Below are 15,210 nucleotides of genomic sequence, written 5' to 3'. Positions count from 1 at the left end.
GGAACCTCAGGCTGTCCAGGGAGGTCCAGTGACTGCCGTACACTAGTGTGGTTGAGCACTCGCTGCATCTCCCCGGAAGGCCGAAGTTTTTGAGCACCACTGCACGCAATGATCTGCGCAATGTCGCGATCGTCGCCCACGTCGACCATGGCAAGACCACACTGGTGGACGCCATGCTTCGGCAGACCAAAGCCGTCGGCGGACACGGTGACATCGAAGACCGCGTGATGGACTCCGGGGACCTGGAGAAGGAAAAGGGCATCACCATCCTGGCGAAGAACACCACGGTGTTCTACTCCGGGCCGGCCGCCGGCAAGCATGCCGGGGCCGATACGGTCACCATGAACATCATCGACACCCCCGGCCACGCCGACTTCGGCGGCGAGGTCGAACGCGGACTGTCCATGGTTGACGGCGTGGTGCTGCTGGTGGACGCCTCCGAAGGACCGTTGCCGCAGACCCGGTTCGTGCTGCGCAAGGCGCTCAACGCCTCGCTGCCGGTGATCCTGGTGGTCAATAAGACCGATCGGCCCGATGCGCGGATCGACGGGGTGGTCTCCGACACTATGGACCTGCTGCTGGGCTTGGCCAGCGACGTCGCCGAGGAGAGCCCGGACCTGGATCTGGACGCCGTGCTGGACGTGCCGGTGGTCTACGCCTCCGGCAAGGCCGGCCGGGCCTCCACCGAGCAGCCGGCCGACGGCGGTCTGCCGGAGAACGAGGACCTCGAGCCGCTGTTCGAAACTATCCTGCAGCACGTGCCGGCACCCACCTACGACGACGCCGAGGTGCTGCAGGCCCACGTCACCAACCTCGACGCCAGCCCCTTCCTGGGCCGGTTGGCGCTGCTGCGCATCTTCAACGGCACCCTGCGGAAGAACCAGCAGGTCGCCTGGGCGCGCAAGGATGGCAGCGTCAAGACCGTGAAGATCACCGAGCTGCTGGCCACCAAGGGCCTGGAGCGCGTGCCGGCGGAATCAGCCGGACCGGGTGAGATCGTCGCAGTCGCCGGCATCGAGGACATCATGATCGGCGAGACCCTCACCGACGTGGAGAACCCCAAGCCGCTGCCCAATATTGTGGTCGACGACCCGGCGATCTCAATGACCGTGGGCATCAACACCTCCCCGATGGCCGGCCGGGTCAAGGGCGCGAAGGTCACCGCCCGCCAGGTGAAGGACCGGCTCGACGCCGAACTGGTCGGCAACGTCTCCATCAGAGTCCTGCCCACCGACCGCCCAGATATGTGGGAGGTGCAGGGCCGCGGCGAGCTGGCCCTGGCGATCCTGGTGGAGCAGATGCGCCGCGAAGGCTTCGAGCTCACCGTCGGCAAACCGCAGGTGGTCACCCGGCAGATCGACGGCGTGCTCCACGAGCCGATGGAGAACATGACCATCGATGCGCCCGAGGAGTACATGGGGGCCATCACCCAGCTGATGGCCGCACGCAAGGGCACCATGACCACCATGACCACCATGACCAACAACGGCACCGGATGGATCCGCATGGAGTTCCTGGTGCCCGCCCGCGGCCTGATCGGCTTCCGCACCAAGTTCCTCACCGAGACCCGCGGAGCCGGCATCGCCAGCTCCTACGCGGCAGGCTTCGAACCGTGGAAGGGCCAGATCGAATACCGCACCTCCGGCTCGCTGGTGGCCGACCGGCCCGGCACTGCCACGCCGTTCGCCATGATCAACCTCCAGGAGCGCGGCACCTTCTTCGTTGAGCCGCAATCTGAGGTCTACGAGGGCCAGGTGGTCGGTGAGAACTCCCGCAATGAGGACATGGAGGTCAACATCACCAAGGAGAAGAAGCTGACCAATATGCGCGCCGCCTCCGCCGACTCCTTCGAAGGGCTGACCCCGCCCACCAAGCTCACCCTGGAGGAGTCCCTGGAGTTCGCCAACGACGACGAATGCGTGGAGGTCACCCCGGAGGCCATCCGCATCCGCAAGGTCATCCTCAACTCCAGCGAACGTATGAAGCAGGCCCGGAAGAACAAGGCCGCCGCGGCGGCCTGAGGTCAGCAGCACAGCTATGGCACGATCTGCGCTTCTGGGAGTCTGCTTCGCCTGCGGGGTCATCCTCGGGATCCTCGGCACGGTGCTGCACGGCAATATCTGGGTGATCGGAGAAGCCGGCAGCGGCCTGTTCCTGCCCTGGGGCGCCGCACTGGCCCTGCTGATCCTGCTGCTGGCAGTGCTGTGGGCGGGCACCACCTCCGGGCGCCTGGCCGAGCCGGCGCTGCTGGGCGGATCCGCGTTCACCGTGGCGACGGTGGCCTACCTCTGGCCCGGACCGGATCAGCTGGTGGTGCCGTTCTCCCCGGCGGCCCTGGAGTCGGTGCCCGGGCCGGTCATCGCCTCCCTGGTCTGGTGGTTCGGTTCGGCGGTGATCACCGCCGCGGGCCTGATCGCAGGCAAATGGGTGGTTCTCGCCGATGTGGCCGGTCAGCGCCGTCACGCCGGGACGACTGCGCCCGCAGGGCGATAGACTGGAGACGACGCACCGTTACCCCTCCCCGGCCGGGGCTGAGGAACCAGCCGCGGGTCGAAAGGAAAGTTCGACTGTATGACCTACGTGATCGCGCTTCCGTGTGTGGACCTGAAGGACAAGGCCTGCATCGACGAATGCCCGGTGGACTGCATCTACGAGGGCGAGCGCTCCCTCTACATCCATCCGGACGAATGTGTGGACTGCGGCGCCTGCGAACCGGTCTGCCCGGTGGAGGCCATCTACTACGAAGATGACCTCCCGGAGGAGTGGAACGAGTATTACCGCGCCAATGTCGAATTCTTCGACGACATCGGGTCCCCAGGCGGCGCGGCCAAACTCGGCCAGATCGACAAGGACCACGAGGTCATCCAGGCGCTGCCTCCCCAGAAGCACGACGTGCACTGAGCCGCCCGGCCATGCTGACCCTTCCCGACTACCCCTGGGATGCGATGGCCCCCTACCGGGCCGCCGCCCAGGCCCACCCCGGCGGGGAGGTCAACCTCTCCATCGGCACTCCCGTGGACCCCACGCCGGAGGTCATCCGGCAGGCGCTCAGCCGTGCCGCTGATGCGCCCGGCTATCCCACCACCCACGGCACCGCGGCGCTGCGCGAGGCCATCGCCGACTGGTTCGCCCGGCGCCGCTCCGCCCCCGGTGTGGACCCGGAGGCGGTCCTGCCGACCATCGGGTCCAAGGAGTTCGTGGCCTGGCTGCCGACCCTGCTGGGGCTGGGCCCCGGAGATGTGGTGGTCCGCCCGCTGATCGCCTACCCCACCTATGACATGGGTGCGGTCATCGCCGGCGCGCAGCCGGTGGCCGCCGATGACGTCACCGCCCTGGATGAGCAGACCCGCCGCCGGGTGAAGCTGATCTGGTTGAACTCTCCGGGCAACCCGACGGGGAAGGTTGACGACGTCGCCACCATGCGTGCTGCCGTGGAGTTCGCCCGCGAGGTCGGAGCCGTGGTGGCCTCCGATGAATGCTATGCCGAGCTGCCCTGGGAGACCGAGGAGGTCCCCTCCGTGCTGGACCCGCGGGTCTGCGGAGGAAGCCACGAAGGGCTGCTGGCGGTCTACTCGGTGTCCAAGCAGTCGAACCTGGCGGGCTACCGAGCCGCATTCACCGCCGGCTGTGCGCAGCTGATCGCCGGGCTGCTCAACACGCGCAAACACGCCGGGATGATCATGCCCGCCCCCGTCCAGGAGGCGCTGCGTGCGGCGGTGACCGACCAGGCACATGTGGCCGCCCAGCGGGAGATCTACCGCAGCCGCCGTCGTACCCTGAAACCTGCCCTGGAGCAGGCCGGCTACCGTGTGGAGCATTCCGAGGCCGGCCTCTACCTGTGGTGCACAGACGGCTCGGGGGAGACCTGGGCGCAGGTGCAGCGGCTGGCGGATCAGGGCATTATCGTCGGGCCCGGTGTGTTCTACGGAGAGGCCGGAGCCGGATATATCCGGGTGGCGCTGACTGCCCCGGATGATCGGATCGCCGCGGCCGCCGAGCGGCTGGGCGGCTGAGGGCGCATTCGCCCCGGCGGCCCGCAGCACGGTAGGTTATCTACTGTTGTCACCCACGTGTGTCCACCGGTGTGCACTGCCGCAGGCAGCGCCGGGGACCCGTCGCAGCCGCACCAGCGGTAAGGAAGTGAGGGAACGTTGACTGAGCAGAGCCCAGCCCGCCTCGAGTACCAGGGGCATGACCTTGAGCTGCCCACGGTATCCGCTGTGGAAGGCAATGACGGTCTGGACATCGCTCCTCTGCTGAAGACCACCGGTGCGGTCACCTACGACCCCGGGTTCATGAACACCGCCAACACCAAATCGGCGATCACCTACATCGACGGTGCCGAAGGGATCCTACGCTACCGCGGCTACCCGATCGAGCAGCTCGCGGAGAAGTCGAGCTTCCTGGAGGTCACCTACCTGCTGATCTACGGCGAGCTGCCCACCAGCGAGCAGCTGGCCGATTTCGACAACCTCACCCGCCGGCACACCCTGCTGCACGAGGAGCTGAAGAACTTCTTCGGCGGCTTCCCGCGGGACGCCCACCCGATGCCGGTGCTCTCCTCGGCGGTCTCGGCGCTGTCCACCTACTACCCGGATTCGCTGGACCCCTTCGACCCGGACCAGGTGGAGCGCTCCACGTACCGGCTGCTGGCGAAGCTGCCGACCATTGCCGCCTACGCCTATAAGAAGTCCATGGGCCAGCCCATGCTCTACCCGGACAACAGTCTGGACCTGGTGGGCAACTTCCTGCGCGGCTGCTTCGGCGTGCCCGCAGAGCCCTATGAGGTGGATCCGGATGTGGCCAAGGCGCTGGACACGCTGCTGATCCTGCACGCTGACCATGAGCAGAACTGCTCCACCTCCACGGTGCGGCTGGTCGGCTCCTCCCAGGCGAACCTCTTCGCCTCCATCTCCGCCGGAGTCAACGCGCTCTACGGGCCTGCCCACGGCGGGGCCAATGAGGCCGTGCTGAACATGCTCAAGGAGATCCAGGCCGAGGGCCTGAGCCCCGAGGACTTCATGGAGAAGGTGAAGAACAAGGAGGCTGGGATCCGACTGATGGGCTTCGGCCACCGGGTGTACAAGAACTATGACCCGCGCGCCCGGATTGTGAAGGGCCTGGCCGATGAGCTGCTGGGCAAACTCGGCGGCGACGACGAGCTGTTCGACATCGCCCAGCGCCTGGAGCAGAAGGCCCTGGAGGACGACTACTTCGTGGAACGCAAGCTCTACCCGAACGTGGACTTCTACACCGGGCTGATCTACAAGGCGATGGGCTTCCCGGAGAAGATGTTCACCGTCCTGTTCGCCCTGGGCCGGCTGCCCGGCTGGATCGCCCAGTGGCGGGAGATGATGAGCGACCGCACCACCAAGATCGGCCGCCCGCGCCAGATCTACGTGGGCGAGCCGCTGCGGGACTACCCCGGCCAGGGCTGAGCCTCTCCGGCCGCCCCGCCGGCCCTCACCCATCGGGCGGTCACTCCTGCTGCTAATTCAGCGGTTGCCCGCGTGATTTAGCAGCATCAGTGACCGCTCGACCCTCGCAGGGGGCGATGCGGTGGTCACCGTGGTGCAGTTTGCTGCAGCCGGTTGAGCCGGCGCCAGCTCAACCGCGCCACCCCCGCTGACGTAGAGCCCGCCGGATTTTCTGCACCGCTTCCGCTCCGCCGTTGCGCATATGGTCCCGGGTGATGCGCACCTCAGTCCACCCCAGCGCTTCCGTGCGCTCCTGACGCCGAACGTCTCGGGCCATCTGCTCCGGAGCCGTGTGGTACTCCCACCCTTCGTACTGAATCGCCACCCGGTACTGGCGGATGCTCAGATCGGGCTGCACTGCACGCTGGCCGTGCTCATCGCAGATCCACACATTGACCTCCGGCTCGGGCAGGCCTGCCCGGCGCATCAGCAGTCGCAGTCTCGTTTCCTGAGGCGAGTCCACACCGTCCCTGCTCAGCTCCAATGCACGGCGGACCTGGGCAATGCCGCGAGGCCTTCCGCGTCGTCGCAGTGCAGCCTCGAGTTCTGAACTGTCCGCCAGTGGGCGCGGGTCTTCGTTGTATTCGGCGCGGCCTCGGCGGCGGCACCGGTCGGCCAGGACGACTGCCTCGAGCTCGGGGCAGGTCAACGCCACGTCGATCCACGTGCGCGCCGGAGTGGTGATCGGAAGCCCTGCCAGCATGGTCCGGTCAGCTGCGGGCACGTCGCTGCGGTGCGAGATGACCAGCCCTGGGCGGCGGATGCGGGCCGAGGCGGCTGGTGAGGTCACATGGTAGGGAGCAGACACCTCACGGGACACCATGCCCCACAGGGCCGCGGCCGTGTGGTGACTGACCAGATGCTCCGTCCCTCGGCACAGGGCCTGAAGCGTGGCCACATGTCGCTCGGCCTCCGATTCAGGGGCCGGAATGTAGAGGTCCCGACCCGGCGTGAGCAGCTCCCCGCCCCGGACGGCGTGCTGGATGTCCCTTCGTGGCAGTGCCGCGGTCAGCTCCGGGTATCGCATGCCCTGGGCGGGCAGGGGGTAGTCACGGGAACGCCGCCGGCTGAAGCGGTAGCGAGCCATGCTTCAGGTCTCTCACGGTCACAGCACATTTCCGAGAGTAACCGCCCGCGGGTGAAAAGGTCGGCGCGGACAGAGCCGCTGAGCCCAGGCTGGGGCAAAGTGCGAGTCTCAGACGAGCGCACCCGACCCACGGCTCAGCCCCGCCTCCCGGTCCTCGCCCCCACTGCCGGTCATCTATGCCGCTATTTCAGCAGGAGTCGACTCGAAATAGGGGCACAATTGACCGGCGGATGGGGCCGCCGACGTGCTGGCGGGGTCAGCTCTCCCGGCTGAAGCCGAGCACCACTGTGGTGCTGCCGGTGTCCTGCTCCGCGCCGTTGCGGCTCCACCGGGCGGAGTCCCGGTCCCAGCGGTAGGTCCGCGCATCGACAGTCTGGATGCCGTAGTCGCGGGCCACCGCAACCGCCCAGTGGGCGACCATCCACTGGTAGTCGTAGGCCCCGTCGGCCGCCGGCACCGAGACCTCCACCTCGGCATCGGCGCCGCTGCCGCGCGTCTCGATGACACCGTCGAGAATCGGCTCCGGCTCGGCGTCGTCGTCGCTCTCCTCGTCGTCCTCCGGCTCCTCGGTATAGGGGATCTCCAATGCTGAGGAGAGCTGCTCCACCAGCGCTGAGGCCACGCCCTGCGGATCAGGCCCGGAGACATCCAGCTGCGAGAGGTGGCAGGTCATGTCCACCGGCTGCTGACCGGTCAGCGGCCGGGCGAATGCCCGCGCCCGGGCGGCGTGCTGGGGGTAGAACTGCGGATTGTAGGGTCGGTCCAAGGCAAGGGCGGCCTCGTCCAGGGGAAGCTGCGGATCCCAATGCTGCGGCTGCTCCTCATCCTCGGCGGCCTCATCAGACTCTGCGTCCTCATCCTCCTCATCGGCGGCTTCCTCGGCCTCCTGCGCCTCCTCCCAGGAGGCCTCGAGCGCACTGTAGAAGCCCTCCACGGTGACGGCCGAGCGCTGCGCGTCCGGACTGTCGGACCAGGAGGGCGCGCCGCGGGCGAACAGGGCCGGTGACCCGCCCTCCTCAGTGGGCTCCCGCAGCATGAGGTCCTCCTCCTGCAGCGAGATTCCCACTGCGTGCACCGCCGCCTCGGGAGGAAGCCCCCGGTCCACGGCGGCCGCGGACAGCAGCGCGGCATTGCGGGCCTGCTCCGGGGTCAGCTCCAGAATCTCCTCGCCGACGGTGACCTCGCAGCGCTCCTCCAGGAGGTATTCCCTCTCCTCGATGAAGCGCCACGTCCCGTAGCCGACTCCAGTCACCAGGGATGCGGTGATGCCGATCGCCACCACCGCGCGGCGTCGTCTGCGGCGGCGCTCCATAGTGCGTGTGGCCACCACTTTTCGGGGCCGACGGCGTGTATGCATGCGGGACCCCGGCTCAGTTGGCGTGCAGCGCCGCGTTGAGCTCGACCTTCTGACCCTTCCGGGGACGGGCCTCCACCCGGCCGGTGGTGGAATCGCGCAGGAACAGCAGCCCTGAAGCTCCGGAAAGATCGCTGCCCTTGACGGTGGTCGGCTCCGAACCTTCGCCCTGAAGCACGGTGATCTTGGTGCCGGCGGTGATGTACAGCCCGGCCTCCACCACGCAGTCATCGCCCAGGGAGATCCCGACGCCGGAGTTGGCCCCCAGCAGCACCCGCTCGCCGAGGGTGATCTTCTCCTTCCCGCCGCCGGAGAGGGTGCCCATGATGGAGGCTCCGCCGCCGACGTCGGTTCCGTCGCCGACGACGACGCCGGCTGAGATCCTGCCCTCGACCATGGAGGTGCCCAGGGGTCCGGCGTTGAAGTTCACGAAGCCCTCATGCATCACGGTGGTGCCTTCGGCCAGGTGGGCGCCGAGCCGGACCCGGTCGGCGTCGCCGATGCGCACTCCGGCGGGAGTGACGTAGTCCACCAGCCGGGGGAACTTGTCAATGGAGTGCACGGTGACGTGCCCGCGGGCGCGCAGCCTCAGCCGGGTGGTCTCGAAGTCCCGCAGCGGGCAGGGACCGAAGTTGGTCCACACCACGTTGGTGAGATGACCGAAGATGCCGTCGAGGTTGATGGTGTTGGGCTTGACCAGCCGGTGGGAGAGCAGATGCAGACGCAGCCACACGTCCTCGGTGCTGGCGGCCTCGGCGTCCAGCTCGGCCTCCACGGAGACGGTCTGCAGCCGCACGCCCCGGTCGGCGTCTTCACCTTCGGCCTCGCGCAGGGAGGCCAGCAGCGAGTCATCGGAGTTCTCCGCCAGCGGGCGCAGCGTGGGGGAGGGGTACCAGGTGTCCAGCACGGTGCCGTCGGCGGCGATGGTGGCCAGGCCATGTCCGGAAGCAGTGCGAGCGTCAGTTGTCATGGCCTCCATCCTACGTATGCCCGGTGGGCGCGCGAAGCTTGCAAGTTGCAGCGCCTCGTGGAGATCGGTCGGACGCTGCCCTGGCCGCGACGCTTTGCCTCCGCGCGGCTCGCCGGCCGTCGCGGATCGCGGACTGATTACATTTGTGTTTCAGGCTAGCCGTATGCATTGTGCCTGGCTTAGTGTGAACTCAGAGAGTTGGCTGGGGACACCTATGACCGCCCAGGTCAGGTGAGCCGCATCTCGCCTCTAGAAGGATCATTCGACCAGGAGGAACTTATGAATATCCGTCGCACCTCTGCAGCCGTGGCCGCCATCGCGGCGATGACGGCGCTGGCCGCTTGCGGCAATGACAACGGCGACAACGGCGGCAATGGAGACGCCGGCAATGGCGAAGGCGAAGAGCTCACGTTTGTCACCGGCGGCACCGCAGGAACCTACTACCCCCTCGGCGGTGAGCTGTCCGACATCATCGAGGCCAATACTGACGCCACCGTCAACTATGTGGAGTCCGGCGGCTCCGGCGACAACCTCGGCCAGATCTACAACGAGGAGGCCCAGCTGGGCCTGAGCCAGAACGACACTGCGGCTCTGGCGGTCAACGGTGAACTGCCGGAGCTGGAGGGCGTCGAGCTGGACAACTTCGGCTGGATCGCCAACCTCTACCCGGAGGCCATGCACATCATTGTGCGCGCGGACTCCGACATCGAGTCCGTTGAAGACCTGGAGGGTCGCACCATCGCAGTCGGCGACGCCGGCTCCGGCACCCGTGTGATCTCCGACGCCATCCTGGAGGCCCACGGCATCGGAGAGGGTGACTACACCGCTGAGGTCACCGACTTCGGGACCTCCACTGAGATGCTGGCCGACGGCCAGATCGACGCCACCATGTTCGTGGTCGGCGTGCCGGTGGCGGGCCTGACTCAGCTGGCCGGCACCACCGACGTCGAGCTGCTGGACATCGAGGATTCGATGGCTGAGGAGATTGCCGGCGGCGGCGACTTCGAGGCCTACGAGATCACCGCCGACTCCTACGACTTCCTCGAGGAGGACGTCACCACCATCTCGGTCTTCGCCGCGCTGGTGGCTTCCACCACTGAAGTCAGCGAGGATCTCGGCTACGAGATTACCGCTGCGATCTTCGACAACGCCGACCAGATCACCCTGGACGTGGGCGAGAGCATCGCCCTGGAGGAGGCGCTGAACGGTATCGGCAGCGTCCCGCTGCACCCCGGCGCTGAGAGGTACTACGAAGAGCAGGGCCTCGACCTGCCGTGATCGCATCGGCCGAGCGTACGGCCGGATCCACCCCCGCGTCCCCGGAGTCTGCGTCCCAGAAGCCGGGGGCCGCGGGGGAGGAGAAGGCCGAGGAGATCCTCCGTGAGCACGACGTCTCCAGCCGGTTCCGCACGAACCTGGGCTGGTGGGCCTGGTTGATCGGAGGGTTGTCAGCAGCCTTCACCGTCTACCACCTTTACTTCGCGCTGGATCGCATCTTCTCCGGATGGATGCACGGCGCGCTGCACCTGGCGGGCGCCACCGCTTTGGTGTTCTTCCTGTACCCGGCCAGCAAACGGCTGCTGACCGCGCAGCCGACCGGGGTGCGGTGGAAAGACCTGCTGATCGGGCACCACCGCGGGGTGCCGTGGTACGACACTCTGCTGGGCTGCGCAGGACTGTTCTGCAATCTCTACATCTTCTTCCGCTACGAATACCTGCAGTCCAACGCAGTGGCCATCCTCGGCTACAGCACCATGGACATGGTGGTCGCCGTCGTCGGCACCCTGTTGGTGCTGGAAGCAACCCGGCGCTGCGTGGGCATCCCCATCGTGATCATCGCCGGCCTGGCGATCCTCTACGGCATCTTGGGCAACCACTCGCCGATCTTCTCCCACCGCGGCAATAGCTTCGAAGGATTCGCCGCCGATATCTTCCTCTCCACCCGCGGTGTCTTCGGCACACCCCTGCAGGTCTCGGCGAACTTCATCTTCCTGTTCCTGTTCTTCGCTGTGGTGCTGCTGCGAACCAATATCGGTCAGTTCTTCAACGACCTGGCCTTCCGCGCGGCCGGCAAGTACACCGGCGGACCGGCGAAGGCCGCCGTCGGAGCCTCTGCTCTGCAGGGAATGGTCTCCGGCTCCTCGGTGGCCAACACTGTGGCATCCGGATCGTTCACCATCCCGATCATGAAGAAGGCCGGGTTCAAACCGCATATCTCGGCCGCCACCGAGGCCACCGCCTCCACCGGCGGGCAGCTGATGCCCCCGATCATGGGTGCCGCGGCGTTCATCATGGCGCAGAACGTGCCGGGGATCGAGTACAACGATCTGATCGTCATTGCGATCATCCCGGCGCTGCTGTACTTCCTGGGAGCGTTCCTCTCAGTGCACTTCGAAGCTAAGCGCAATGAGATCCGGGGTCTGCCGGTGGAGGAGCTGCCCAGCTGGAAGTCGCTTCTGGTGCGCATCGACCTTGTGCTGCCGTTGGTGATCATCGTCTCCACGCTGCTTTCGGGCTTGACCCCGACCACTGCGGCGCTCTACGGCATCGGCACCGCGTTCGTGCTCAGCTTCCTGCGGGCCTCAACCCGCCTGGGTCCCCGGGGGATTCTGGACATGTTCATCGCCGGGGCACGCACTGCGCTGCCGGTGATCATGGCCTGTGCCTGCGCGGGCATCGTGGCCGGCACTGTGACCACCACCGGACTGGGCGGTCAGCTGGGCCGCGGTCTGGTGGACCTGGCCGGCGGAAACTTCCTGGTCGTGCTGGTGATGGTGATGATCGCCTGCATCGTGCTGGGTATGGGCCTGCCCACCACGGCGAACTACGTGGTCACCGCCACCGTGGCCGCTCCGATCCTCTACAACAACTTCGATGTTCCGCTGATTGCGGCCCACCTGTTCGTCTTCTTCTTCGGTATCTTGGCCGACATCACGCCACCAGTGTGCCTTGCCGCGTATGCCGGAGCCGGCATCGCCAACGCCAATCCGATGGCAGCCGGGGTGGCCGCGCTGAAGATCGCGTTCGCCGGATTCCTGATCCCCTATGTGTTCATCCTGCAGCCGGCCCTGCTGCTGCAGGGCACCACCGGGGAGCTGCTGATCTCCCTGGTGACGGTGATCATCGGCATGGTCGCGCTGGCCTCCGGGCTCGCCGGCTATCTCATCGCCCGAGCGGGATGGATTGAGCGGCTGCTGCTGATTCTCGGCGGCCTGATGCTGATCTACCCGGACATCCGAGTATCGGCGGCAGGCATGGTGGCCATGGGTGTGGGCCTGGTGCTGCAGTTCATTGCCCGCGGCCGCGGACGCGGCGCCCAGATTGACCGCGATGAACCAGCAGATATCACCGCATCTGAGACGAGCGACGCCGGCAGGCCCGCCGCCCAATAGGGAGCTCGCAGCTCACCACCCGCGCCGGCGCGCGCGGGCACGGGTGGTGCACCGCACCAGACCCGGCCGTTGGCGGCGCTTTGTCGCGCCGGCGACCTCGGGTGGTGCGGCACGGGCGCCCACTGGCGGCAGGGCAAGCCGATGGCGTCCGGCCAGCAAGGGCGGCGCCGCCGCGCAGTAAGGTGAAGGTATGGCTGAGAAGACTGCACTGATCACAGGCGCGTCCCGCGGCATCGGCCGCGCGATCGCCGAGGAACTGGGCCGCGACCACCACATCCTGGTGGGAGGCACTAACCCCAATCGCGTCCAGGAGGTGGTGGCCTCGCTGTCGAGCGCGGAGCCCTTCCTGGCTGATCTGGGCGATGAGCAGGCCGTGGCTGCCGCGTGGAAGCGGACCGGGCGCGACCGGCTGGACGTGCTGGTGCATTCCGCCGGCCTGGCGTGGATGCGTCCGGTGGGGGAGGCGCCCCTGAGCGAATGGCGGCAGATGTTCGAGATCAACGTCTTCGCCGTCGCGGAGCTGACCCGGCTGACCCTTCCGGCCCTGCGCGCCGCCAAAGGTCATGTCATCGCCATCAACTCCGGCTCCGGCTACCGCTCGCGCGCCGGCAGCGCCCTGTACTCCGGCACCAAGTTCGCGCTCCGGGCGCTGACTGACGCACTGCGCGAGGAGGAGCGCGGCCAGGTGCGGGTCACCTCCCTGCACCCGGGCCAGGTCGACACTGAGATGCAGGTCGCGCTCCAGGCCTCCTACGGGAACACCGAGTACGACGGCGCCCGCTACATATCACCTGAAGCGGTGGCTCGCACCGCACGCCTGGCGGTGGACAATGAGGCTGCCTCCATGATCCAGGAGCTGACCATCCGGCCGGTGGACCCGTAAACCCCCGCCGCCGGCCTCGCCGTCGGCCCCATCACGTGCCAGAAGGGCCCAAACTCCGGTCCTGATGGCCCGAGTAAGGGCCCATCCGGCACGTAAGTCTGGGGGCGTGCCGCCTTCAGCCCGCGTTCACCACCTCACCGGGAAGTGCATCTAGAAGACGATGGTGGAGTTCCCGTGGCGGATGACCCGGTCCTCGCAGTGCCACTTGACCGCGCGGGAGAGTACGGAGCGCTCGACGTCGGCTCCGTAGCGGGTCAGCTGAGCGACGTCGTCGGCGTGTGAGACCCGGATGACGTCCTGTTCAATGATCGGGCCCTCGTCCAGGTCTTCGGTGACGTAGTGGGCCGTGGCGCCGATGAGCTTCACACCGCGGTCCTTGGCCTTCTGGTACGGTCCGGCACCGATGAACGCCGGCAGGAAGCTGTGGTGGATGTTGATGATCGGCACGCCGATCTTCTCCAGGAAGTCCGCTGAGAGGACCTGCATATAGCGGGCGAGCACAATGAAGTCCACGGTGCCGTCCAGCAGCCGCAGGTGCTCGGCCTCGGCGGCGGCCTTGTTCTCCCGGTCCACCGGCACATGCACGAACTCGATGCCGAAGCGTCGCACATCCTCCTCCAGGTCGGGGTGGTTGGAGATGACGACGGCGATCTGCATCGGCAGCTCGCCTCGCCGGTGGCGCCACAGCAGGTCCAGCAGGCAGTGGTCGGTTTTGGAGGCGAAGATTGCCACCCGCTTGGGCCGGGCAGCTTCGGTGAGCTGCCATTCCATGGAGAAGGGGCGGGCCAGCCGGAACTCCACCTCCTGCTCCACCTCGGAGCGGCGGGCAGCCAGGCGCGGAAGATGGAAGACGGTGCGCTGGAAGAACCGGCCGCCCTCGACGCCCGTGGAGTACTGGTCCAGCGTGAGGATGTTGCCGCCGAGTTCGGCGATCAGAGTGGAGACGGCGGCCACGATCCCGTGTTGGTCCGGGCAGGAGATGATCAGCCGTGCGATGTCTGCATCTGGTGTGGTGGTCACGCGGCCAGTCTACGCCGGGGTACCGGATGGGCGGCGAAACTCCTATGCTCTAGCACACCGCACCCTGAGGGAGTCCTGAACGATGCCTAGAACGCAGTCCACCTACGCTTCACGGGACGTCGATGAACTGCCGGCCGGGAAGACGCTGCACCGCACCCCCGTCGGCCTCGGCATCCTCGCCGCTGGAGCAGTCCTGCTGATCTTCCTCGTGGTTGGCTGCTCCAGCCAGGATGCCTCGGACAGCGGGGAGGCAGCCCCAACGGCGGAGACCGCGGCTGCCCCCGCGCCAACGCCGAGCCCCGTCGCAGCTCAGGAGTCGGAAGAAGCCCGCGCTTCCTCGGTTCGCACACCGCCTGAATGGGCAACAGCGGAGCCGGACCCCGATCGACCGCCGGGATACATCGGTGTCCCCGAGGAGGCGTGGGTCGAATGCACTGACCCTGAAGCTGTGGCTCAGCGGGAAGCGCACGAGCCCGCCGGGTGGCCCCAAGAGTGGGACGGGGAAGGCATGATGCCGGAGCCGGAGTGTCACCCCGACTATGTGGAAATAGTCACCTGGGAGTACTACAACAAGCCGTGCGGCTGCGAAGACCTGCTGAGCACGCTCGCTTATCCCGAGCGACTCAGCGAGGCTGAACTGCGCGAGGCGTTGTGGGAGCAGTCCCGTGCGCGGGCAGAATGGACGCCTCCCGCCAGCGGCTGACAAGTGTCGTTCTTGTCCCGCCATGATCTGACGGAACGACGCCGTCTCACGGGTTAGAACCGAGATCCCCGGGTGGGCACGCTTCTGGGCACCTGGACACGCCCGAGCCAGCACCACGCTTATGGCCTATAAACCCTATGCGGACCGGCGTGAGCCTGAAGCGGCTGGAAACAGGAGGAGCCTCCACCGATGACGGTGGAGGCTCCCCTGGTGATTCTTCTCAGCTCCCCCGGCTGGACTCGAACCAGCAACCACTCGATTACCAGTCTCGCTGGCGGGCCCTGGACGTCATTGTGCCGCTGTTCGTCGACCAGCCCGCTCAGT

At 67.1% G+C, this 15,210-nt stretch carries 13 protein-coding genes; 9 read left to right on the top strand and 4 right to left on the bottom strand.

The genetic code is table 11. The annotated features are described in order from the left end of the window. Positions 1-89 precede the first annotated feature (89 nt). The 5 genes from typA to Q1K09_RS04810 all read left to right on the top strand — a co-directional run bounded on the left by typA (position 90) and on the right by Q1K09_RS04810 (position 5,438). On the top strand, positions 90-2,021 hold the full coding sequence (gene typA, locus Q1K09_RS04830; RefSeq protein WP_300343726.1) for a translational GTPase TypA: 1,932 nt from the start codon (positions 90-92) through the stop codon (positions 2,019-2,021). Positions 2,022-2,037: 16 nt separating this feature from the next. Beyond that, on the top strand, positions 2,038-2,493 hold the full coding sequence (locus tag Q1K09_RS04825) for a hypothetical protein (RefSeq protein ID WP_300343725.1): 456 nt from the start codon (positions 2,038-2,040) through the stop codon (positions 2,491-2,493). A gap of 78 nt (positions 2,494-2,571) precedes the next feature. Then, complete coding sequence (gene fdxA, locus Q1K09_RS04820) at positions 2,572-2,901, top strand: ferredoxin (protein ID WP_300343724.1); 330 nt, start codon at positions 2,572-2,574, stop codon at positions 2,899-2,901. A gap of 11 nt (positions 2,902-2,912) precedes the next feature. After that, positions 2,913-4,013 (top strand): succinyldiaminopimelate transaminase, encoded by a 1,101-nt coding sequence (gene dapC / locus Q1K09_RS04815; protein WP_300343723.1) that lies wholly within the window; start codon positions 2,913-2,915, stop codon positions 4,011-4,013. Between the two features lie 138 nt (positions 4,014-4,151). Then, on the top strand, positions 4,152-5,438 hold the full coding sequence (locus Q1K09_RS04810; RefSeq protein WP_300343721.1) for a citrate synthase: 1,287 nt from the start codon (positions 4,152-4,154) through the stop codon (positions 5,436-5,438). 169 nt (positions 5,439-5,607) lie between these two features. Here the strand turns inward: Q1K09_RS04810 and Q1K09_RS04805 are convergent, their stop codons facing one another. The 3 genes from Q1K09_RS04805 to dapD form a co-directional block, all read right to left on the bottom strand. Further along, a complete protein-coding gene (locus tag Q1K09_RS04805) occupies positions 5,608-6,564 on the bottom strand; it encodes a hypothetical protein (RefSeq protein WP_300343720.1) in 957 nt (318 codons plus the stop codon). A 256-nt stretch (positions 6,565-6,820) separates the two neighbouring features. Then, a complete protein-coding gene (locus Q1K09_RS04800; RefSeq protein WP_300343719.1) occupies positions 6,821-7,891 on the bottom strand; it encodes a hypothetical protein in 1,071 nt (356 codons plus the stop codon). A 43-nt stretch (positions 7,892-7,934) separates the two neighbouring features. Next, complete coding sequence (gene dapD, locus Q1K09_RS04795) at positions 7,935-8,888, bottom strand: 2,3,4,5-tetrahydropyridine-2,6-dicarboxylate N-succinyltransferase (protein WP_300343718.1); 954 nt, start codon at positions 8,886-8,888, stop codon at positions 7,935-7,937. A 279-nt stretch (positions 8,889-9,167) separates the two neighbouring features. On the opposite strand from dapD, the gene Q1K09_RS04790 reads away from it, so the two are divergent. From Q1K09_RS04790 to Q1K09_RS04780, 3 genes are all read left to right on the top strand, one after another. Next, positions 9,168-10,166 (top strand): TAXI family TRAP transporter solute-binding subunit, encoded by a 999-nt coding sequence (locus Q1K09_RS04790; RefSeq protein WP_300343717.1) that lies wholly within the window; start codon positions 9,168-9,170, stop codon positions 10,164-10,166. Continuing rightward, the gene (locus tag Q1K09_RS04785; protein WP_300343715.1) at positions 10,163-12,280 is read left to right on the top strand and encodes a TRAP transporter permease; all 2,118 of its coding nucleotides are present in this window, start codon (positions 10,163-10,165) and stop codon (positions 12,278-12,280) included. Before Q1K09_RS04790 ends, Q1K09_RS04785 begins: the two co-directional genes overlap by 4 nt. 190 nt (positions 12,281-12,470) lie before the next feature. Next, a complete protein-coding gene (locus Q1K09_RS04780) occupies positions 12,471-13,163 on the top strand; it encodes an SDR family oxidoreductase (protein WP_300343714.1) in 693 nt (230 codons plus the stop codon). A 150-nt stretch (positions 13,164-13,313) separates the two neighbouring features. On the opposite strand, the gene purU is transcribed toward Q1K09_RS04780, so the two are convergent. Then, positions 13,314-14,183, bottom strand: coding sequence for a formyltetrahydrofolate deformylase (purU, locus tag Q1K09_RS04775; protein WP_300343713.1), 870 nt, complete (start codon positions 14,181-14,183; stop codon positions 13,314-13,316). An 82-nt stretch (positions 14,184-14,265) separates the two neighbouring features. Between purU and Q1K09_RS04770 the strand changes: the two genes are divergently transcribed. Beyond that, complete coding sequence (locus Q1K09_RS04770) at positions 14,266-14,886, top strand: hypothetical protein (protein WP_300343712.1); 621 nt, start codon at positions 14,266-14,268, stop codon at positions 14,884-14,886. Positions 14,887-15,210 lie beyond the last annotated feature (324 nt).

Origin of the sequence: Nesterenkonia sp. (assembly GCF_029265375.1) — a bacterium.
In the GTDB taxonomy this organism is placed as follows: Bacteria; Actinomycetota; Actinomycetes; order Actinomycetales; family Micrococcaceae; genus Nesterenkonia.
The sequence above is the reverse complement of the archived record's forward strand: the minus strand, read 5'-3'. Positions and strand labels throughout refer to the sequence as shown.